Origin of the sequence: Chlamydia pecorum E58 (assembly GCF_000204135.1) — a bacterium.
In the GTDB taxonomy this organism is placed as follows: Bacteria; Chlamydiota; Chlamydiia; order Chlamydiales; family Chlamydiaceae; genus Chlamydia; species Chlamydia pecorum.
Genome location: NC_015408.1, coordinates 567,879 through 587,239, shown reverse-complemented (window position 1 = coordinate 587,239; position 19,361 = coordinate 567,879). Strand labels below are relative to the sequence as shown.

Here is a 19,361-nt window from a genome sequence, read left to right as displayed (position 1 = left end):
ACTTATTAAAAAAATGTTTTTTTATTTCTAATAATTATTTTAAACAACAAACGCGATAGTTTGTAATTAAAAAAATTAAAAAGAATCATAAATAAAAATACTTAAAAAAACAAAACAAAGAAGAACTAAGAATCTAGAACATCAAAGTCTAAGTCCTCACCGTCAAATAACGAGGAGTTATCTGCGGCAATTCCATCCACAAGGATGTCATGATCAATGACTTGCAGCGGCATGGATTTCTTGCTATATAGGCGTTTTTGTCTAGATCCCCAACGATCATGGAGTTTTACTAACTCATCATAGAGCCAGCTGACAAGCTTTTGGAGTAGGATCGCGCCTCCTATGGAAAAGGCTGCTCCCCCTATAGATAAAAATCCAGACATTGCTGGGGTAAATACAGGAATTAACGTAAGCAACATGATCCCTACGCCTACGCCGATAAGTATCCCTCCGAAAATTGCACTATTGACCTCCTTACCCTTTTCAAAAGCTCGAACCTCTTCGCGGATAGCTTGGTCTGTTTCCAAAACGGAGCGTTTATAGACAACCTCCCAAGCCTTATCGAACTCTTTGTCAGTATAGGTCATTCCTGCTTCTTCTAAACTCTTGCGGACATGTCTCTTTTCTCGCATTTCCTTCCAACGCAACCTACTAATTTTTAGCCGTGCCTTTAGCTGAAAAGCAACATAGGAAATTCCTGAGGAAACCAGAGGCAGCGATGTTGATGCTACGGTAGAACCTATGGAAGCGACTAAAAATGCCTGAACACCTACAAGCCCTCCAAACCCTGAAGCAAGCAGTGCCGCGCAGGAAGCTAAAAGTAAAATCGTTGTGAGAGCAAAAATTACCTTCTGACGTGAAGTTAATGATAATCTTTGATCTACCTCAACATCAGAAACTCTTTCTATACTTTCGCTGATATTTTCATAAATCCTAGGGATTCCGTAATCTTCATAATCTTCTTCTTCAGAAACAACTTTTATAGAGTCATCTCTATCTTGAATTCCCTGCTCATTTTCAGGAGATGAGAACCTTTGAGAGCGGATATCTTTCAATGAAGAATCTATCAGGAGATCTCCTTGAGCTTTTGCCTGTAAAAAGTTTTGCCATTTGCTCAAACTACTCTTTAGAAAAGTCCTTAACACTGTAGAGATCCCTACAGATATCAAGGGAGGAGCAAATACCAGAGCAATCATAGCTGGAATCCCTGACAACATTACCGTACCTATGATCGCAAGAAGGACACCAAGAACGATAAAACCAACGCCAAGCATTGCTAAGCTTAGGGAGATATTATGAAGTTTCCTAGCCTCTCGCATGACTTCTTCAGGAGTAAGTGCTTCTCCCCTAGCGACCTTTTCAGAACGCGCAAACTTCATATAGAGAAAATGAGACAACCCCACCAAAGTGGACTGCATTCCCCTAGAATACGCACTAGTTCCAAGATTCCCAAGAATGTTCCCATATCCTCCAGGGATAAAGTTCGATCCCAGCTTCATCGCTATGCCAAACCCAGAAAATCCTGCTCCAATAGCTAAGGCACTTTTCAGTCTTGTTTTCTCCTTCATTTTTGGGGCAATCAGATCGCGGATAGTATAGACTAGGTTTTTCATGACCGTGAACCCCCCAAGGCTCACTCCAGAAAAAGCTATTCCTAATAAAATACTCTGAGGAACTCCAGGAGCTAGGATCGTCAAAGCAATAACAACAACACTAATGGCAACTGTTAACACAGTCAGGCCTGCCAAAATCCCCACAGAATGAGAAAACAACCGCTTTTCTTTAGCTTCAGAAGTATTTGAAGGGGAGACAAAAGAACCCCTAGGAAGGTGTGGTGTAGGCGCCACATGAGGATCCAACCTTACAGGGAAAGATCCAGAGTCTCCGTAATTTTGCACACCTTGAATTGAAGACATAGAAATGAAAAAATAAACATCTATGTTTTCATTATAAAACAGAAAAGATCTAACAATCTACAGCATCAAAATACAAACAAACTCAAACAAAACACTATAAACCACTTATAAATTAAACAGAAAAACTCACAATAAATATCACTGTTGCTAAAGGAGGAAGTTCTATGTCTATTCCCCAAACTTCTCCGGAATCTCTACAGAGTATGGGAGGTCTTGCTCCTTTTCCTGAGCCGCCATATTCCTCATCGTCGGTATTAAAAAGTAGTGAGCAGCTCTCTATTCTCCCACAAGTAATTACATAGGAAGGGAAATATCCCGAGCTGAAGTGGTGCACGCAAAGAAGTGCTTGCGAGGGAGTATCAGAAAATCTGAAGTAGGAGATCACATTGTTACTTGTATCTTTAAAATCCACCCAACGGAAGGAACTCTCATCTTCCTTTTTCCATAAGCCAGGGGAGGATATATAAAGAGCATTAAGCTTTGCGATGCAAAGCTGCAGCGCTTTATGCTCGGGAAGTTCTAAAAGATGCCAATCTAAAGGACAATCTGGTGCCCACTCGCGCATCTGGCCAAATTCCCCTCCCATAAAGACCAACTTTTTCCCCGGCTGACACAACTGATAGCTAAACAACAGGCGCAGCTGGGCAAAGCGTGACCATAGATCCCCAGGCATTTTTCCAAAAAGGCTTCCCTTCCCATGGACTACCTCATCGTGGGATAGCGGCAAAAGAAACTTCTCATGAAACGCATACCAAAGGCTAAAGGTAAGGAGATTCTGATGATACGCACGATATATGGGATCCTTAGTGAAATAAGCAAAGGTGTCGTGCATCCATCCGAGGTTCCATTTGTAATCAAATCCTAGCCCTCCATGGCATACAGGTGCAGTCACATTAGGAAATGCTGTAGACTCCTCTGCAAACGTAAGCACCCCAGGGAAATACTCGTGAAGTATTGCATTAAAGTGTTTAAAGAACTCTATAACCTCAAGGTTCTCCTTCCCCCCAAAAACATTGGGAAGCCACTCTCCTTCTTTACGACCATAGTCTAAATACAACATCGAAGCGACAGCATCTACACGCAGGCCATCGATATGCATCTTGTCACACCAAAAGAGCGCACTTCCTAGGAGGAAGTTCTCAACCTCCTTAGAAAAGAAATCAAAGGTATACGTGTTCCAATGGGGATGAAGAGGAGAGGGATTACGAACACATTCATACAAAGGCTCTCCATCAAAGGAAGAGAGCGCAAAAGAATCTGTAGGAAAGTGTCCAGGAACCCAATCTAAGATAACACCAATATTCGCATTATGTAAATAATCTACAAAATACTGAAAGTCCTCGAGAGAGCCATAGCGCTGTGTAGGGGCATAAAATCCCGTAACTTGATAACCCCAAGATTCATTTAAGGGATGTTCCGTTATAGGCAAAAGCTCCACGAAAGTGAAATTCATAAGCTTACAGTATTCCACAAGCTTCGGGGCAAGCTCACGATACCCCAAAGGTCGATGTTCGTCCTTGTGCCACTGCCAAGATCCTACATGCATCTCATAAATCATCATAGGACGCTCCTGGACCTTCTCCCTCTCAAGCATCCATTTCTGATCTCTCCAGACATAGCGATCGGGATCAGCAACAATAGCCACCCCCTGGGGAGGGGTTCCAAAAGCCTTCCCATAAGGGTCTGTTTTGATAAGGATCTCTCCAGATGCTGTAACGATCTCCCACTTATAACATGCTCCCACATCCAGACCAGGGATAAACAACTCCCAAATCCCTTTCGAAAGCTTCCTAAGGGGATTGACTAAACCATGCCAAAAGTTAAAGTCCCCAACAACCGAGACCCTCTGGGCATGGGGAGCCCAAACAACAAACAGCACCCCAGAAACCCCAGCAACCTCTAAAGGAATCGCGCCCATCTTCTCATAGATGCGATAATGCGTCCCCTGATGAAAGAGAAAAGAATCTGTCTCTCCCCACACGGGAGGAAACGCATAGGGATCATGAGCAAGAAGCCCATTTTGATGATATACGCGGTAATCTTGAAGTCCTACCCCCTTAGGGACAGAGAGAGAAAATACCCCAGAATGATAAGGATGCGCGTACTGTATCTCCCCTTGAAACTCCACAACTACCTCTTCCGCCCCAGGGCGGAAGAGAATAATCCGATCCTGCTCGGGAGTTTCAGGGACGATCCCTAAAATCCCATGGGGATTGCTTTGCCTTCCCGACACGAGCAAGGTTAAATCCCAAGGGTCTAGAAGACGATCAACCATACAAAGAAAAACTTACTTACAGAAACAATCCCATAGATACGTTGTTCCTGCTTTTATCTCTACACTTTCCCCTAGAGAAAGGCTCTTTGCTCCGGGAAGTCTCTTCCCTTGCCATTCCCTCTGGCGACATGTCCCCCCTTCCGTCCCAGCACAAATTACGATCGAGGTAGACTGACTTGCAACTAGCACCACCCGACGAAGAGTTTTTTTAGACCACTCAAAAGAAAGCCTCCCGATCTGGGGAAGATGCACCCCTACAAGACGCCCGCAAGGAAACTCTGGGGGTAAGGAAGGAAGAATCTCTAAAAAGTTATCCTGAATACGCACAAAGATCTCCATCAAAATAGAGAAGCTCTTACGCAATAACGCAAAGGGAACCTCGGCATCCTCTTGAAACACCTCTGTTAAAATTCCCTGATGTTCCGCATCAAAACGCCGAGGAAGAAAACACTCCGAATATCCCGAGAGAAACAAAGAGTGTAATTTCGAGACAATTTCTGTTTTCTCTTTGGAAAGGATACTTTGCTGTACCTGAGTGAGGAGTTTCCCTGCCCCTAGAGTATACAAGGACGCATCCTCTTCCCCCTCAGGAACCATTGCCCCTAACCGCAACCAAAATGGCAGGATTTCCTTAAGATCTTGGCGCTGGCGGATCTTTTGCCAATCAGCATGCTTATGCACCCCTAGGGAGAGTAGAGGAAACCCAAAGGATGCCGAAGGCAACCCCTTGGGAGAAACCTCACACCTCCCCGAGGGATGAAGGTAGTATTTATAGCATTCCGAATGAACAGCAAGACCTCCACGATGCAAATCCTGGAAAACCGCAAAGTTCTTCAAAGGACCGGGAATCTTCATATCTCCCTCAAAGAGAAGGTAATGAGAAGCGGAAAACACTCTCCAACGCTCAGGGAAAACCTGAGCGTAAAGGAGAGAACCCGGGATGGGAAGATGCTTGCCAGGAACTCGCGTATACGGCTTGAACTTTTGCGTGATCGATATCATCATCACACCTGCTCTCCTGAAAAGCTTTCTTCTTTTACCTCCCGCAACACTACGGGAACCATCGTATTTATAGAAACCTCTCCCTTTATAGGAAAGCGCACCATATCAAAATATGGCGTATGTCCACAGGCCTCACCACAACTTACCTGCTCCACAAGCACCGTAGTTCTTGTCCCTAGGCGCTTCTCCATCTCCTTTTTAGCGACAGTTTTCGCTACCTCTGCTAAATACTTCTTGCGCTCTGCAAGAATCTGTGCAGGAACCTGTCCCTCATAACTATAAGCTCGCGTGCGAGGACGTGGACTATAAGGGAAAATATGCACCTTAATAAAACCCACATCTTCGACAATCTTCACAGTATCTTCAAAATCCTGATCGCTCTCTCCTGGGAAACCCACAATCACATCCGTAGTGAATGTATAGTGAGGATCGAAACTCCTTAACCTCTCTACGCAATCTAAAAACATGTTTCTCGTATACTTACGGTTCATCCGCTTTAAGATCGCATTGGATCCAGATTGCAATACCAAATGCGACGAGGGACAAGTATGCTTGCAAGATACTAATGCCTGACAGAGATCCTCCTGGACATCATCGGGATCTATTGAGGATACCCGAAGTCTTTCCAATCCCGGAAGCATATCGATTTTTCTAAGAAGAGAAGCTAGGGAATCCCCCTCATGGCTATAGTCTCCCACGTTAATCCCAGAAATGACAACTTCACGATAGCCTCCCTCTATAAGAGTACGGATCTCCTCAAGAATCTCTTGGGAAGGACGAGAAACAGAACGCCCACGCAAATAAGGGATAATGCAATACGAACAGAAAGAGTTGCAGCCATCTTGAACCTTTATAAACGCCCGAGATTTCCCTTCAAAGCTACGAATACAAAACTCCGGGAAATCTTCCATCTGGGGAAAGAGCTTTTCTATAAGCAGGTGCTTTTCCTTATTTGGAACAAGAAGACACTCCCTCCCTAAGGAAGCAAAAAAACTCTTGTCTGCCTCTCCTAAGCACCCCGTTACGACCAAACGTGCCTCAGGATTCTGCCGACACATCTGACGAATTGCATGACGCCCGGAGCTCTCCGCAGAGGAGGTCACGGCACAGGTATTGACAATACAGATATCCGCAGGAGTTTCAGGATCGGTAATTTCCTCACATCCCAGTAAAGTTAGCTGATCTCGGTAACCTTGAACCTCATACTGGTTCACGCGACACCCTAAACAGACCAGTTTAAAGGTTTTCTTTGCTTCGCTGTTCATCCTTCTCAATTGCATAATAGGTTAAAAAAAGAGGCATTTTAAAAGATCCTCCCTTTTCCTACCCAATAAAGAATACTTTCGCAGACATCTCCCCTTAAAAAATCATCTTTTCCTCAGGGGAAACTCCTTACATACTGCAAAGGGAAGAAATTTTTTTTGAAATTCCAAAGGCAAGTACGCCTTAGCAACAATATACTCTTCCCGTGGCTCCATGGAAATCACCAGGCCCGCATCGTAAAGCTCTGCAAACCTCCCATACTCCCCATAGGGGAAATGCAAGAGGGCTTCGCAGCAGCCCTCTTGAATAATCCTGGCCATAGCCTCAAGAAGATGTGGGATTCCCTCTCCTGTTTTTGCTGAGACCAGCACAGTTCTAGGAGAGAGCAGCCGTAATTTCCCAGAAACGCACCTGTCAGGAAGCGCATCGACTTTGTTTAACACTGTGATCATCTTAGGATGCTCTATATGCAGCTCCTTTAACAAAGCAAAGGTAGTCTGAATGTGCTCTTCCGCTAAAGGATGAGAAGCATCTACAACGTGCAGAAGCACATCTTCATGCAAAGCAGCCTCTAGTGTACTCTTAAATGCCGCCACTAATGTGTGGGGAAGCTTCCGTATAAACCCTACAGTATCTGTAACAAGAACACGCCGTCCCCCAGGAAGTACAGATGTTCTCGTTTTGGGATCCAAAGTGGCAAATAACTTATCCTCAGTGTAGGTATCGGCGGCAGTTAAAACATTTAATAACGAACTCTTCCCCGAGTTCGTATAGCCAATCAATGCAAAAGTAGGGATCCCACTGCGAACTTTAGCCTTTCTCCTTCCCTCACGTTGCTTTTCAATCTCCCGTATCTGCGCTGAGAGCTTATGGATCTTCTCCTGCACCATCCTCCGATCCAGCTCTATTTGCTTTTCTCCTTCTCCCTTGACAAACCCTCCAGCTCCTCCTCCAGATTTCTGTCGGGAAAGATGCCCCCACATTCTCTTGAGTCTTGGAAGTAAATACTTCGCCTGGGCAAGCTCTACCTGAAGTCCCGCCTCTAAAGATAAGGCCCTACTCGCAAAGATCTCCAAGATCAGCTCTGTCCGATCCAACACTGCCACCCCTAAGCGCCTCTCTAAATTCCTCTGCTGCGATGCAGAGATCTCCTCATCCACAATCAAGGTGCCTAAAGAAGGATAGGCCTCAAGGATCCCCTCTATTTCTAAAAGCTTCCCTTCATTTAAAAATGTCGAGGCGGAGGGAGTTCGTAAAATCCACGTGCGCGTGCTTATTACGGTAATCTCACAAGAGTCCGCAAGAGAAACCAACTCATCAAGATGCTCCTTAGCAATCTCTGGAGAGATTTTGTTCCCATAACATACCACAGCTAAAGCTTGAGAAGGATCCCTCTCCTTAGGAATCACACGACTACATGCAGGTTCTATCTTTTTCTTTTTTATTGGCTCCAAATGACCTCCATCCCATCATAGGCAAATGTCCTTCCAGGATACTGAAGGATCTCTTGTTCTACAACATGCCCAATATGTGTAAAGATCACATTCTGAACTCCTAGATGCTCTGCAAAGCTCTCCGCCTCCGAAAGGGTAAGATGCGAGGAAGCCCTCCCCATAAACCCTGAAGATGCAGATACAGAAAGAATTAGCGTATCTATATGTTCTAAATATCCAAAGATCTTCCGTTCATATCTTGAAATGTCGGTGAGGTAAGCAAGATTCCCAAAGCAAAACCCCGTCACCCCACAAGAACGCTGAAAATAAGAAACATACCTATAAGGAAGCCCCTCGAAAACTCCTTCCCCATAGGGCTCATTTAATAATCGAAAATCCAAAACCGCAGGGAGGGAGGCCTCCGCATTTTGCGGGGTAAGAAGATACCCCTTGGAAGATTGTATATAGCGGTAGGTACTTCCAGACATGACCACAGGTAACGGACGCTGAAAAGTCAAATACCACGACCGCAAATCATCAATCCCCCCAATATGGTCATAATGCTCATGAGTAAAAAACACTCCAGAAAGCTCTCGAATGCCATAGCGCAGCATCTGCTCGCGAAAATCCGGGCCCACATCAATCAGGTAATTCTTACCTTGATATTCAATCAACACTGAGGGACGCAGACGCTGTACTTTTCCTCCAGAGCATACAGGACATGAACAGAAGGGCACAGGGATCCCTTCGGGATTCCCTGTCCCTAAAAATATTAACTTCCCTGAAGTCTCATGTTCCATAATGCGCTCAAACGGCTTTCCTTCTTTAGTTGTACCCTGAGTTCGTATTAAGAAAAAGAAGGTTCTTGAGGACTTTCAGCAAGACCCGCTGTATTATCAAAAGGAGCCTGAAACGTAGGAGATAACGAACATGTTGGAGGAAAGCTCGTAAGAACAGCATATTTCTCTGTTCCTAACTGCACTTGCCGCAAAAAACTATGCTCTACATATTCCCGAGAGTATTTCTGCCAAGTCCGAATATGGCTCTTAGAAAAATACGTACACATCACGCCAAGAATCCCTAAAGCCAACCCTACACCTGTAACCACTACAGGAATCACCCAATGTGCTACTGCTAATGTCAAAGGCCCAGCAATTAAAAAGCCTAGGATTATGCTACCAAGAAAGCACATCGCACTAGCAAAAATACTCAACATGGCGCAGATGTCAAAATTACGCACGCGAGAGCAAACCTCAAACATCTTTTCCCGTAATTCTGTAGCCCTAGAGTCCTTTCCCTCTAACGCCCATAAGGAAGTAATCGGACCGTAAAGCCCCAACCCCCGAATCCGATGTTGCTTACAACGAAGCACCTTCAAAATGTCCGTTGAGACTCCTTGAGCGTCTACAACGACAACATCAACAAAACATGGACTCACAACCTCAGAGCATAAAGTACAGTAAAAATGACGTCCTTTATACTGCTCTTGATCTCCCACTCCAGGATAGCATGGAAAAGAACCCAGCATAATGTTTCTCTCCTAAAAAATCCCTGATACTTTAGCTACCTAAAAACAAGATCCCTTTAAAGGAACACTTGAATTTCCTATTGTGTTACGGTTGTAACCCCCAGGTTCTCTGTAGCTTTGCAAACTCACCACTCTCCTTAATCTCATGAAGCGCCTTAAGAACCTCTTCTTTATGCTCTGGGCGATCTTTCGCTATACCAATCCCATTACCTAAAACCCAAAAGCTCTCAGGGAGAGGATAAACCGTAGGATGTATCTCTGGAAACTCATTAAGGGCAAGACGCGCCACTGTAGGCTCAAATATCGCTACGGGAGATTTATTATAACGCACCTCCATCATCACTTCTAAGGCAGTATCAAAAGAACGGATCCGCACTCCCGGTAAGGTACGTAGAAACTCCTCATGGAAAGTTCCCGTCTGCACAGCAACCGAGGAGTATTTAGAAAGATCCTTATTGGGATGTTTATTTTTAGAAACCAAGGTAAGCTCCCGAAGCTCCTCTCCCTCATAGGGGATCATATGGATTTCCTTTAACCGATCCTGAGTTATCGACATCCCCGCAAGAATGGCATCTATGCGATGCTGCTTTAAATTCAAAATCAAGGCGTCAAAAGCAAACTCCTGAACCTCAAGTGTTTTCCCCAGCTTCCGACTCAACGCCTGAGCAAGGTCCACATCAAACCCAACTACCTTTCCTTGGCTATCAACAAACTCATACGGAGGATAAGTCGCATTGGTCCCCACAACCCATACATCCTGCCTCTTCTTCTCGTGGCACCCACAAAGCAATACTAATAGGCTTATCACACCTACAGTGATCAAAACTCGTTTGAATAGTTTCATTTTTTAATGCCCACTTCAAATTTGACAAATGTCCACTTCAAATTTGACAAAAGAACAAAGTCTACCTTAAAGTAAATAAAATTACCTAACTCAAAAAAAGCTAACGAGTTTATAATAATTTAAAAAATAACCAAACTTTCTTTACACTTTTTTTAAATTCCATGCTAGGAACTACGCCGACCTCTCCATGCCCTGCACCAGAGAGCAACAACAAATATCACCTTACTACGAATCCCTATGCTCCTCTGATTCTTCGAGTACTACGTGTTGTAGGCTATATCCTCTTGCATATTCTTACTCTAGGAATTTTACTCCTTATCCACTACTGTAAATACCACTGCTTCCAGGAGCGCGGGCTACCCCGGCCTCCATCCCCCTCCTACGCACCCTCAGAAAAAACGCTCTCCCAAGTGAAAAAAAAACCCGGTGGGAGGGAAACTCCTCCAACACCTCCCCCTCCTTTAGACCCCCAGGAACTTCGTATCCCCACTATGGCGCTTCCCAAGCTCTCTAAAATCCCCAAGATCCTCTCTAGACCCAGGCATATTATCCCAGGGTCTTTACAAGATATGGTGTGGCAACAAACGCAGGGGAAGGTCCCGATTGCAGCACAGATGCTTCTTCCTACGCATCTGGACATCAACCCCGACTTCTTAGCTTCCTATCCTACCCCTATTGTCAACGATCCTTTGATTCCTTTCAGGCACTACATCTCTGATCCTCAAGATCCTAGCATCCCTAGACACCAAAGTTTGTATGCTCAGCAAATGCATTATCTGAACCAGCACTACTACATTGTAAATGTCCCTGGGGATGGACATTGTTTTTATCGTGCCTATACTATCGGATGGCTATGCTCCATCTTTGAAAGAAGTAGACACAATCCCCAAGCTTTTGCTAACGAAGCAAATATGATTTCACGCCATCCATTCGCTCAATCTTCAGCACGTGCAAACCAACTATCCACAGAACTTGCCAACCTCCTTTACTTCTGCTCTCACCTCACTTCCTTACAACAACTCTTTGATAGCATTTTGCATTCTGAAAAGCATGTAGGGCTATGCATTGTCTATCTAAGGCATCTTGCTTCCTATGCTGTACATCAGCAAATACAGGTCTTAGGAGAAGAAAATGCCCGTGTAGCCTATATTTTGGATCTTGAAGAATTGCTTCCGGAAACTTTAGGCTACTTTAGAGAAAAGGCAAAAAAGTCCTTGTGGAGCAATATGATCTCATCCCGGCCTCTACCTCCCACTTCGGCTAAAGAACACGCCTGTCTACTCATAGAATTCCTCCCCTGGATCCTCTCCACAGAAGAAGAAAAGAGAAACCTAACGCCTCAAGAAAGAGAGGCTCAAGAGCTCTTGGAAAAGCGTTTTCAACGTCTATTTACTTCTATAGATTCCCATCTAAAGTTAAAAGAGCCGAAATTGGCAAGGGATCTAAACCAGATTTTAGCGAAGCTCTCCATACAAGAAACCATAAATTTTCAGTATTACCTAAATACCTTAGAACGACGCCATCCCCATGTGAAGAAACAGTATTCTCCACTCTTTTTATGGGTGGCATTTTTACATACATGCCCACATCTACAAAGCTCTCCTCTAGCTAAGAAAGCCATGAGTGCGTTTCAGCAAGCCCTAAAAGCATGTGTAGGAAACCAAAACTCTCTAACTCAGGCATTAAGTTTTGATAGCAATTCGCCTCAAGAAGCTTCTTTAAACAGCACTCTCGATCATTGTTGGCAACAGCAAATCACCGAAGAGGTCATCTTGCATCTTTTCACCACTATAAATAGCTTGAAAGATGCCCATCGGATACCCCAGCTAGAAAGGCTCTATCGTCGTTTGGCAATTTTAATGCACAAACGCTTAGTCTCGCTCCTTCAGAAAGACCCAACGATTATTGATGGACTCCTTAAAAACGTAAATTCCATAGAGAACAACTTACCTAAAGAGTTGCTTTCAGAATATAAGAATTTGTGTTCGTCCCCCTGTCTTCACATGCGGAAACAACAACATCTTAATGACGAACAGCAGAAAAATTGCAACAAGGGCGTGTACATGCTGTTCTTTATTTTGCAAAACCCTTCTCTTCTTTCACATCCTCAATGCCAAAACTTTGCAAAAAACGTTCTAAACCTACTTTTCCCCTACCTACAATGTGTGTTAAAAAAACCTGAAAATCTAGAGATTCTACAGGGATTAACCTCATCAATCTTAGGAAGCATCACCCTTCCCCCTCTTCCCCTTCCTGAGGATACATTTAGTCACGATATAGCTAGATATGCAGGGCAATTTGCACAATATTTCGCCTCTCATCCTGAAGTTCTACCTCTAAATGCTCCTCTTGCTGCCCAACTTCGAGAACTTGCCCAAACAGCTTTTGCTGATTTGGAAGAGACCGCGCAAAATCTCTATCAAGAAATCTCTCAACATCATCCTCAAGAATGGGAAAAATTTGTTGATCGGTTAAATATTCTAGGTTATCAAGGAAGCAGGTATCCTCAAGCCCGCCCTCCTTTAAAAGATTCCTTTGCTAACTCTTTGCCTATAGGATTTCTTCTGTTTAGCTTTTTAAAAAACTATCCTGGGCTTCTTCAAAGAGGGTCCCCCTTAGAACAACAGCTAAAGACTTTCTTCACTACGGCTTCTCAAAAATTTAGAGACACCCTTCATTGCATGCCCAAGTTCCAGGAAACATTTGCACGGGAACTACCGAAGCTAAAAGATTTTGTAAACACACAGGAGACGATTATCCGTGCATTATTTCGAAAAGCAGACGCGACACCTTTCCCACTTGTAGCATTTAGAAAGAGCTTTTTAGATTACCTCTGCTGTGTATCTGCTGAGGAGCTCCATCGGATTTTGAGTGAGGTCAACACGCAAGCTGAAGGCTCGCATGTTGCTGCGTTAGCAACTACCCTCAACAGAACTCCCGCCTTATGTCAAGTGCTGAATGACCCTGAGGTAAACCTTGCTGTTTCTGCTCAGACAGTAGAAAATCACGGCTTTCTAAGTGCGGGATTTGCTAATGAAAATGAAGCTGAGATTTTCCTTATCCGCTTCCCGAACCACTACGGCTGTCTCCTCCCTAAAACACCTAAACCCCCACAATAAATAGAAGTCTCTTGCGCTTCTTAAGGAGAGTTCCCATTCCAACATTCACCTATCCTTTACCACACTCCTTAAAAAAACATCCTAATGATACTCCCTCTCTTCAGCTCTCCCCAGAGGTTTCTCTAGGAGAGGGAGGGCTTCCTATTCTTATTGCAGGCCCTTGTGCTCTGGAGAGCTATGAACATGCTGTCTCTGCCGGCCTCGCTGTGAAGCAGGCAGGAGCAACAATCTTCAGAGGCTCTATACGAAAACCTAGGACGAGCCCTTATACCTTCCAGGGCTGGGATCCGGAGTGTGTCCTGTGGCATAAGGAAGCGCAGCGTATTCATGGTCTGCTTACAGAAACAGAAGTTCTCGATGTCCGCGATGTGGAGGTGATTGCGGAACATGTCGATATTCTTAGAATCGGCGCAAGGAATATGCAAAACTTCCCTCTCTTACAAGAGGTAAGTCTTGCACAGCGACCTGTGATTCTCAAACGCCACCCTTCCGCCACCTTGGAAGAGTGGTTATCTGCAGCGGAATATCTTCTTTCTTCTACCTCTTGTCCTGGGGTGATCCTTTGCGAGCGAGGCATCCGCACCTTTGAAACCTCCACGCGCTATACCCTAGATCTCAACACCCTAGTGCTCCTTAAGGAAATCTCCTCCCTGCCAATCATTGCAGATCCTTCACATGCTGCAGGGAAGAGCTCCTTAGTCCTCCCCCTTGCGGCTGCAGCTCTTGCTGCAGGAGCAGATGGGGTAATGATCGAGGTGCATCAAGCTCCCCAAACAGCCCTTTGTGACGGGAAACAGCACATTACGCCACAGCAACTCCAAGAGTTTTCTCAGAAGTTCCTCATGCCAGCCTACAGCTAATGCTTAAGTTGCTAAAAATGAAAATTTTATATTGCTGAGAAAATCCTATTTTCACTATGTGCTACTTAAAATAGAAAAACTGCGTGTTTTCTCTTGGAGGTTTAATGTTAAAACAAGCATGCAAATATTATGTCTTACAATGCCTACTCTATATCCTCTCTTGGATCATCCACTATAGCAGGGAACTCTTAAAAGGGATTCTCAACCACTCTGACGAGACGTTCTCACAAGCTGTGCTCTCTTCTCTTATCGATATCCTATTACAGCTTAAACACTCCCCCACCCTACGTCTTGAATAACTCTTAATCTTCCATCTCTTGGCTTGAGCCAAGAGATGGAGCCTTTATTCACCTTGGGCATCTACACGCTCATTGCATAGATACTGTCTGCGCCTTTTTAACATCCACATTCCCTCGGCAACACTAAAGGCAAGTAAAGAACACCCCCAGGAAAAAAGATCACTAAGGTTTAAAGGGGTGTAGTGGCCGAGAATGTAGCTTCCCCCGCCACAAAGAACAGCAGCCCAGCCCGAAAGAGACGCAGGGCGGTAGTTAAAAAATAAAGAAAATCCTATAGGGACAGAAAGACAACAGACAGAAAGGCTATAGCTTAGGATCAATACATCGACGATATTGGTAAAGCCGATAGCCGCAAGAGGAGCCGCAGCTGCTAAACCTAAAACTATATAACGATCGTAGCGCACGCGCAAAGCAGGGATCTCCTCACTGATGAGCTGTGCCAAAGCGCTAATTAGTGAATCTGCAGTAGAAAGAATCGCCACGCCAATTGCTGCAGCTATTACAGCAGCAACAGAAGGACCACAAAAATACCCTACGGTACCAATAAGGGGGCATGTCCCTAAAACTCCGACCTTTCCTCCAAGGGAGCCTAAGAACAACGGAACAAAGTTAAAAACCAAAATGATGCACCCTGCAGCTACTGCAGCGATCCTTAATCCCCTTGGGGAAGCTGCGGCCATACACCTTTGTACCATATCTTGCTCAATAAGCATAAAAAGCATCGGCATGACAATCCAATTGGACAACTTCCCCTTAGGAAGAGGCTGAAACTCCCGAACTACCTCTAAAGTTTTTGGAGCGCAAAACCATACAGCAACCCCACAACCCACAACGGCCACAAGAAGAAACAAAGCCTGGATCATATCAGTTTTGACAACCCCCCGAAAACCTCCTGTAGAAGTGTAGCATGCGAGGATCATCCAAAATCCCAATACTAGGGATCTGCCGTAGGGGAAGGTACAAAATAGCTTGTCCAAAGCCACTACCTGCGCAACGAGAATAAAAAATAACGACACTGCAGAGAGGAAAAAGGCGATCTTCCTCAAAGCCTTAGACCTATAAACCACCTCAAAAATCGCTACAACAGTAAACAAAGACCCCGAAGCAAGTTTTCTCCCCGGCCCCATCCCTAAAAGAATCAGGCCTAAAGATACCCCAAAAGGATAAAGAACCACACCATACCCGTAGGAAAACGCCTCTTCAGCAGCGCCAAGAAGTACCCCTCCTCCTATTTGCGTCGCAATGAATGTCATCATCAACGGAAAGACCTTCAAGCTCCTCCCTGCTAGGAAATAACTCTCGCGATCACTGGAAACTCCTGAGCCACAACGATGCCCAACATAAAAACAAAACACCTGAATCCCTAATAAACAAAACAAAAATACTGAAAAGTTCATATCCATATTCCTTGCCAACAAAACACTTCTTCCCCAAGCTCAACCAAGCTCAAGGGACCCTAAGGAAAAATAAAGAATGAAAAAAGAAGACTATGGATGGAGATAGCGCCCAGAATGGCGAAAACTTAAAGAAAATCCCAGGGAACTGCAGGAAATTTCAAATACAGTGTCGTCTTGCATGACACAAAGATCCTAGAGTTTTATCTACCCCTAAAGGATACGAAAACAGATATAAAAAATCTATAAAAATTCTTTTTGAAAGAAAACTTTACATTGTTAAAAGCAGGAATTAAAAAAACTATTATCATGAAAAACAAAACTATAAAAAAAAGATTTTCGTCGTTTTTAACATTACTTGTATATAACGGAATAAGTTTTTTAGATGAGCTTTTAGGGAGTTGTGAGGGGTTCTATGAGAAAGGCTCCATAGAGGAGAAAAGAGATCTCCTTATCGATAGTGTAGTTCAAGTATTGTATGAGTACAAACACCACCTTGCCAAAAGCCAGAAAAAAATTGATCATCCTAAGAACACCCCCAATTCTCCAACCTAGCCACTCTCTATAATCTTATTTATACAGAGCAAATATTGCCCCCGCTGCGGCGCTGCGCAGCGAGGGGGATTCATTTAGGCAACACTCTAAAAGAAAAGGGAGGGCATCGAGGTTTTCAGAAAACGCTAGACTTTCGAGAATGGCAAGTTTATCTTGCCAACGACTCTTAGGGTAAAATTGCAAAAGGGCATGCAAGGATTCTTGATCTTTTTTTTGGCCAAAGTCTGCAAGGGCATATTCAAATTGTGAAAGATAAGAGTCATTATGGGAGAACATCTCTGAAGTTTTCTCATCCCCTTCCTCCCAGAAGACTCCGGAAAAAAAGCTCCAGCCTTGTTGCTGTCCTGTGAGGAATTTTGTCGCCACAGCTCGGGATTGGCTATAGTGAGCCATGGTTAAAAGATGGATAAGTTTTTTCCCAATTTCACGCTTAATAAGATCTGCATATAGAGGGAAGCCCTCTACATGTAGTCCCCAACGGGCATCCCAGAGGAAATGCTGAATCGCCCAGCACATCTCGGGATTCTCAAGATACTCCGCAAGGATATCTCCAGCATTTTCAACATCTTCACGGCACACGAGCAGCAGCACAGCAAGGTTCGCAGAAGCTCTCCGAAAAGAGACACTAGAAAGAGCTTCTCTCGCCAAGGGAGCAGCACGCACTCCTAAGGAGCACAGAGCAACAGAGGCAGCCTCACATACCGAAGAGGAAGAAGAACGCAAGCCTTCCATAAGAAGCTGCTGTCCTAGAGGATCCTCATGGATATAAAGAACAGCTGCTGCCTGCAGCTGCACCTTAGGAAAAGGAGAGCCTTTTGCTAAGTTCCGTACACGAGATAAACACTCCTCATCAAAGGTAACCTCCCGGTGGCATGCCAACATAGCAAAAAGAACAGCCTCCTGAACCTCAGGGTGTTCCATAGATAGCAACTCTAAAAATCTTGAGCAATTTTTAGGAGCCTCCGAACGCAAAAGCATCTCACAAGCAAATAATGCCTGATCCAAGCCTTCTTGAAATTCCTGTGTATCCCAAGACTGGTCCTCTAGAGTCAATAGAACCCTAAAAGCTTCCCTACGTTCCTCTCCATCTATACAGGGGTTTCTTATACGCTCATGTAACCAAGAAGACAGCTCTTTCATATGCAAGGCAGCTGCCACTTGATACGCTGTAATCCTTACATGAACAGAGTCATCTCTGCGGGCAAGAAGATTTATCTCTCGTTTTAAGCGCTCCGAACCATATGCTGCCGCAACCTGAAGAGCTAAAGTCCTCACCACGACGCTATCATCACGAAAACCCCTTAAAAGAACAGGCTCTAAGCGAAAGTCCCGAGCAAGGCCAACCGCAAGGACACTCACAGCACGGACAGTAACTGAAGAATGCCTAATGCCACTTTCTAAAATCTGCAGCCCAAAATCCTCCATCACATCGCGGTCTTTCACAAGAGAAGGATAACGCTGACAGCATGTCTGAAAACTCGAAAACCACAAGCGATAATCTCCCCTCTGAACGAGGGCCTTAAGGATCCACCTTGCTTGTGCTAGGGAATACTGTTCTGAAGCGAGTAAGCGCAGACTCTCCTTTGAAGCTTCAGAAACATCATGGACAAGTAAATGCTGACGTAGCTCACCTCCTTGAGCTACGCAGGCGCCACAGGAAATTATGCAATAGCCCCCAAAGAGCGCCCACCTAAAAGATGAATGTGAAGATGGAATACGCTTTGTCCTCCCGGGGTCCCATTATTAATTACCACACGATAGCCATCAGCAATTTTAAATTCTTCAGCAAGCTGTTGGATAATTTTCCCTGCCTCAGCAAGAAGCCCTAAACTCTCCTCTGGGAGATCCTGAAACTTTTCAATATGCTTCTTGGGGATAATTAACAAATGCACGGGAGCCTGAGGAAAACGGTCTTTTATTACAATGAAATTTTCATTTTCGAAAACCTTTTCGCTAGCAACCTCCCCATCAATAATCTTTTCAAAAATTGTTGTCATACTCAACCCCTAGTTTCTAAAGTTACCTGCAAAGCACGCTGGCAACCTTCTCGACTTGACCATACAGAAAGGAACCTTCCCTTATGGCAAAATACTGCTCCGGGAATCTGAGACACCTTGGATAGCTCTTCTCCAAGAAGGCCTGCCCAACTCTCCGGAAAAGGGATACGCACTTCCATCCTACGCTCAAGATTCGGAGGGATCCCCCGCAAAATCCATTGATCACAGGAAGGGAAACACACAAACGCTGCGGGATGCGTAGCCCCCCCAAGGAAAAAGAAATTCTCCTGCCAAGCAAGGGGACGATCAAAAAACAAACACAAATCGCTCCCTTCCATAGCTTCTTTAACAACCTCACGACAAGCGCGATCATAACGAAATTTCTCCCGCAAACGACGAAGGAAATCTACAGTAAAGCGCAAAGCCAAAAAGAAGTCCTTATCAGAAAACTCTTCCTGTTCCTCACGAGGGTTATAAATCTTAATAATATCAGAGAAAGAACAAAATCCTTTTTCTGAGAAAAACCTTCCGTTATCCTGGTCATCAATCCCACGAACTAACGTATTATTAAAAAAGTGATATTCCTCAAAATCTAAATGCCCACTTTGCAAAAGATAATGCAAGACCATTCCTGCACTACTCCAAGGACCTTCATAAGAAAGCTGATGGTGATCAAAACGCTTGTCCTTTAAAGAATACACCCCTCCGACATCGCATACGTACTCGCATTTTTTCAATTCCTCAAAATTACGAGAACGAACGATCTTTTCCTCATCTACAAGATCAAAAATGATCAGAAGAGCACACGCAGTTACCTCATCAGCATGAAACGAACCGTCGTGTGTCCCTACACTTCTCGGAATTTGCATATTTGTT

At 44.4% G+C, this 19,361-nt stretch carries 16 protein-coding genes; 4 read left to right on the top strand and 12 right to left on the bottom strand.

Annotated features, from left to right (window positions below):
* Window positions 1-125: 125 nt before the first annotated feature.
* The 8 genes from G5S_RS02695 to G5S_RS02660 all read right to left on the bottom strand — a co-directional run bounded on the left by G5S_RS02695 (window position 126) and on the right by G5S_RS02660 (window position 10,261).
* The gene (locus G5S_RS02695; protein WP_155559905.1) at window positions 126-1,916 is read right to left on the bottom strand and encodes a hypothetical protein; all 1,791 of its coding nucleotides are present in this window, start codon (window positions 1,914-1,916) and stop codon (window positions 126-128) included.
* Between the two features lie 112 nt (window positions 1,917-2,028).
* The gene (gene glgB, locus G5S_RS02690) at window positions 2,029-4,191 is read right to left on the bottom strand and encodes a 1,4-alpha-glucan branching protein GlgB (protein WP_013712646.1); all 2,163 of its coding nucleotides are present in this window, start codon (window positions 4,189-4,191) and stop codon (window positions 2,029-2,031) included.
* 12 nt (window positions 4,192-4,203) lie between these two features.
* Window positions 4,204-5,193, bottom strand: coding sequence for a hypothetical protein (locus G5S_RS02685; RefSeq protein ID WP_041467082.1), 990 nt, complete (start codon window positions 5,191-5,193; stop codon window positions 4,204-4,206).
* Between the two features lie 2 nt (window positions 5,194-5,195).
* On the bottom strand, window positions 5,196-6,458 hold the full coding sequence (gene mtaB, locus G5S_RS02680) for a tRNA (N(6)-L-threonylcarbamoyladenosine(37)-C(2))-methylthiotransferase MtaB (RefSeq protein WP_041467015.1): 1,263 nt from the start codon (window positions 6,456-6,458) through the stop codon (window positions 5,196-5,198).
* Between the two features lie 102 nt (window positions 6,459-6,560).
* The gene (gene hflX / locus G5S_RS02675; RefSeq protein ID WP_370913662.1) at window positions 6,561-7,901 is read right to left on the bottom strand and encodes a GTPase HflX; all 1,341 of its coding nucleotides are present in this window, start codon (window positions 7,899-7,901) and stop codon (window positions 6,561-6,563) included.
* On the bottom strand, window positions 7,898-8,689 hold the full coding sequence (locus tag G5S_RS02670) for an MBL fold metallo-hydrolase (RefSeq protein WP_013712642.1): 792 nt from the start codon (window positions 8,687-8,689) through the stop codon (window positions 7,898-7,900). The genes hflX and G5S_RS02670 overlap by 4 nt, the downstream gene beginning before the upstream one ends.
* Before the next feature lie 47 nt (window positions 8,690-8,736).
* Window positions 8,737-9,417: a VIT1/CCC1 transporter family protein gene (locus G5S_RS02665; RefSeq protein WP_013712641.1), complete on the bottom strand. Its 681-nt coding sequence runs from the start codon at window positions 9,415-9,417 to the stop codon at window positions 8,737-8,739.
* Window positions 9,418-9,502: 85 nt separating this feature from the next.
* Window positions 9,503-10,261 carry a transporter substrate-binding domain-containing protein gene (locus G5S_RS02660; protein ID WP_013712640.1) on the bottom strand — a complete coding sequence of 253 codons (759 nt, stop codon included), beginning with the start codon at window positions 10,259-10,261 and terminating at the stop codon, window positions 9,503-9,505.
* Between the two features lie 161 nt (window positions 10,262-10,422).
* Here G5S_RS02660 and G5S_RS02655 point away from each other — a divergent pair, with 161 nt between their 5' ends.
* The 3 genes from G5S_RS02655 (at window position 10,423) to G5S_RS02645 (ending at window position 14,539) form a co-directional block, all read left to right on the top strand.
* On the top strand, window positions 10,423-13,380 hold the full coding sequence (locus G5S_RS02655) for an OTU domain-containing protein (RefSeq protein ID WP_013712639.1): 2,958 nt from the start codon (window positions 10,423-10,425) through the stop codon (window positions 13,378-13,380).
* Window positions 13,381-13,391: 11 nt separating this feature from the next.
* On the top strand, window positions 13,392-14,240 hold the full coding sequence (aroF, locus tag G5S_RS02650) for a 3-deoxy-7-phosphoheptulonate synthase (RefSeq protein WP_013712638.1): 849 nt from the start codon (window positions 13,392-13,394) through the stop codon (window positions 14,238-14,240).
* 104 nt (window positions 14,241-14,344) lie between these two features.
* Window positions 14,345-14,539 (top strand): hypothetical protein, encoded by a 195-nt coding sequence (locus G5S_RS02645; protein ID WP_013712637.1) that lies wholly within the window; start codon window positions 14,345-14,347, stop codon window positions 14,537-14,539.
* Between the two features lie 44 nt (window positions 14,540-14,583).
* On the opposite strand, the gene G5S_RS02640 is transcribed toward G5S_RS02645, so the two are convergent.
* Window positions 14,584-15,936 carry a sodium:solute symporter family transporter gene (locus G5S_RS02640; protein WP_049770629.1) on the bottom strand — a complete coding sequence of 451 codons (1,353 nt, stop codon included), beginning with the start codon at window positions 15,934-15,936 and terminating at the stop codon, window positions 14,584-14,586.
* 306 nt (window positions 15,937-16,242) lie between these two features.
* On the opposite strand from G5S_RS02640, the gene G5S_RS02635 reads away from it, so the two are divergent.
* Window positions 16,243-16,488: a hypothetical protein gene (locus tag G5S_RS02635; protein WP_058787523.1), complete on the top strand. Its 246-nt coding sequence runs from the start codon at window positions 16,243-16,245 to the stop codon at window positions 16,486-16,488.
* A gap of 15 nt (window positions 16,489-16,503) precedes the next feature.
* On the opposite strand, the gene G5S_RS02630 is transcribed toward G5S_RS02635, so the two are convergent.
* The 3 genes from G5S_RS02630 to G5S_RS02620 are packed head-to-tail and all read right to left on the bottom strand — an operon-like array spanning window position 16,504 to window position 19,354.
* Window positions 16,504-18,150 carry a HEAT repeat domain-containing protein gene (locus G5S_RS02630; RefSeq protein WP_041467013.1) on the bottom strand — a complete coding sequence of 549 codons (1,647 nt, stop codon included), beginning with the start codon at window positions 18,148-18,150 and terminating at the stop codon, window positions 16,504-16,506.
* Window positions 18,150-18,485 (bottom strand): histidine triad nucleotide-binding protein, encoded by a 336-nt coding sequence (locus G5S_RS02625; protein WP_013712633.1) that lies wholly within the window; start codon window positions 18,483-18,485, stop codon window positions 18,150-18,152. The genes G5S_RS02630 and G5S_RS02625 overlap by 1 nt, the downstream gene beginning before the upstream one ends.
* A 2-nt stretch (window positions 18,486-18,487) precedes the next feature.
* Entirely contained in the window at window positions 18,488-19,354 is an 867-nt protein-coding gene (locus G5S_RS02620) for an MYG1 family protein (RefSeq protein ID WP_013712632.1), read from the bottom strand.
* Window positions 19,355-19,361 lie beyond the last annotated feature (7 nt).

Excerpts from the sequence above, each read along its gene's own strand:
- G5S_RS02695 (WP_155559905.1), bottom strand. The coding sequence starts at position 1,916 with ATGTCTTCAATTCAAGGTGTGCAAAATTACGGAGACTCTGGATCTTTC.
- glgB (WP_013712646.1), bottom strand. The coding sequence starts at position 4,191 with ATGGTTGATCGTCTTCTAGACCCTTGGGATTTAACCTTGCTCGTGTCG.
- G5S_RS02685 (WP_041467082.1), bottom strand. The coding sequence starts at position 5,193 with ATGATATCGATCACGCAAAAGTTCAAGCCGTATACGCGAGTTCCTGGC.
- mtaB (WP_041467015.1), bottom strand. The coding sequence starts at position 6,458 with ATGAACAGCGAAGCAAAGAAAACCTTTAAACTGGTCTGTTTAGGGTGT.
- G5S_RS02670 (WP_013712642.1), bottom strand. The coding sequence starts at position 8,689 with ATGGAACATGAGACTTCAGGGAAGTTAATATTTTTAGGGACAGGGAAT.
- G5S_RS02665 (WP_013712641.1), bottom strand. The coding sequence starts at position 9,417 with ATGCTGGGTTCTTTTCCATGCTATCCTGGAGTGGGAGATCAAGAGCAG.
- G5S_RS02660 (WP_013712640.1), bottom strand. The coding sequence starts at position 10,261 with ATGAAACTATTCAAACGAGTTTTGATCACTGTAGGTGTGATAAGCCTA.
- G5S_RS02655 (WP_013712639.1), top strand. The coding sequence starts at position 10,423 with ATGCTAGGAACTACGCCGACCTCTCCATGCCCTGCACCAGAGAGCAAC.
- G5S_RS02645 (WP_013712637.1), top strand. The coding sequence starts at position 14,345 with ATGTTAAAACAAGCATGCAAATATTATGTCTTACAATGCCTACTCTAT.
- G5S_RS02640 (WP_049770629.1), bottom strand. The coding sequence starts at position 15,936 with ATGAACTTTTCAGTATTTTTGTTTTGTTTATTAGGGATTCAGGTGTTT.
- G5S_RS02635 (WP_058787523.1), top strand. The coding sequence starts at position 16,243 with ATGAAAAACAAAACTATAAAAAAAAGATTTTCGTCGTTTTTAACATTA.
- G5S_RS02625 (WP_013712633.1), bottom strand. The coding sequence starts at position 18,485 with ATGACAACAATTTTTGAAAAGATTATTGATGGGGAGGTTGCTAGCGAA.
- G5S_RS02620 (WP_013712632.1), bottom strand. The coding sequence starts at position 19,354 with ATGCAAATTCCGAGAAGTGTAGGGACACACGACGGTTCGTTTCATGCT.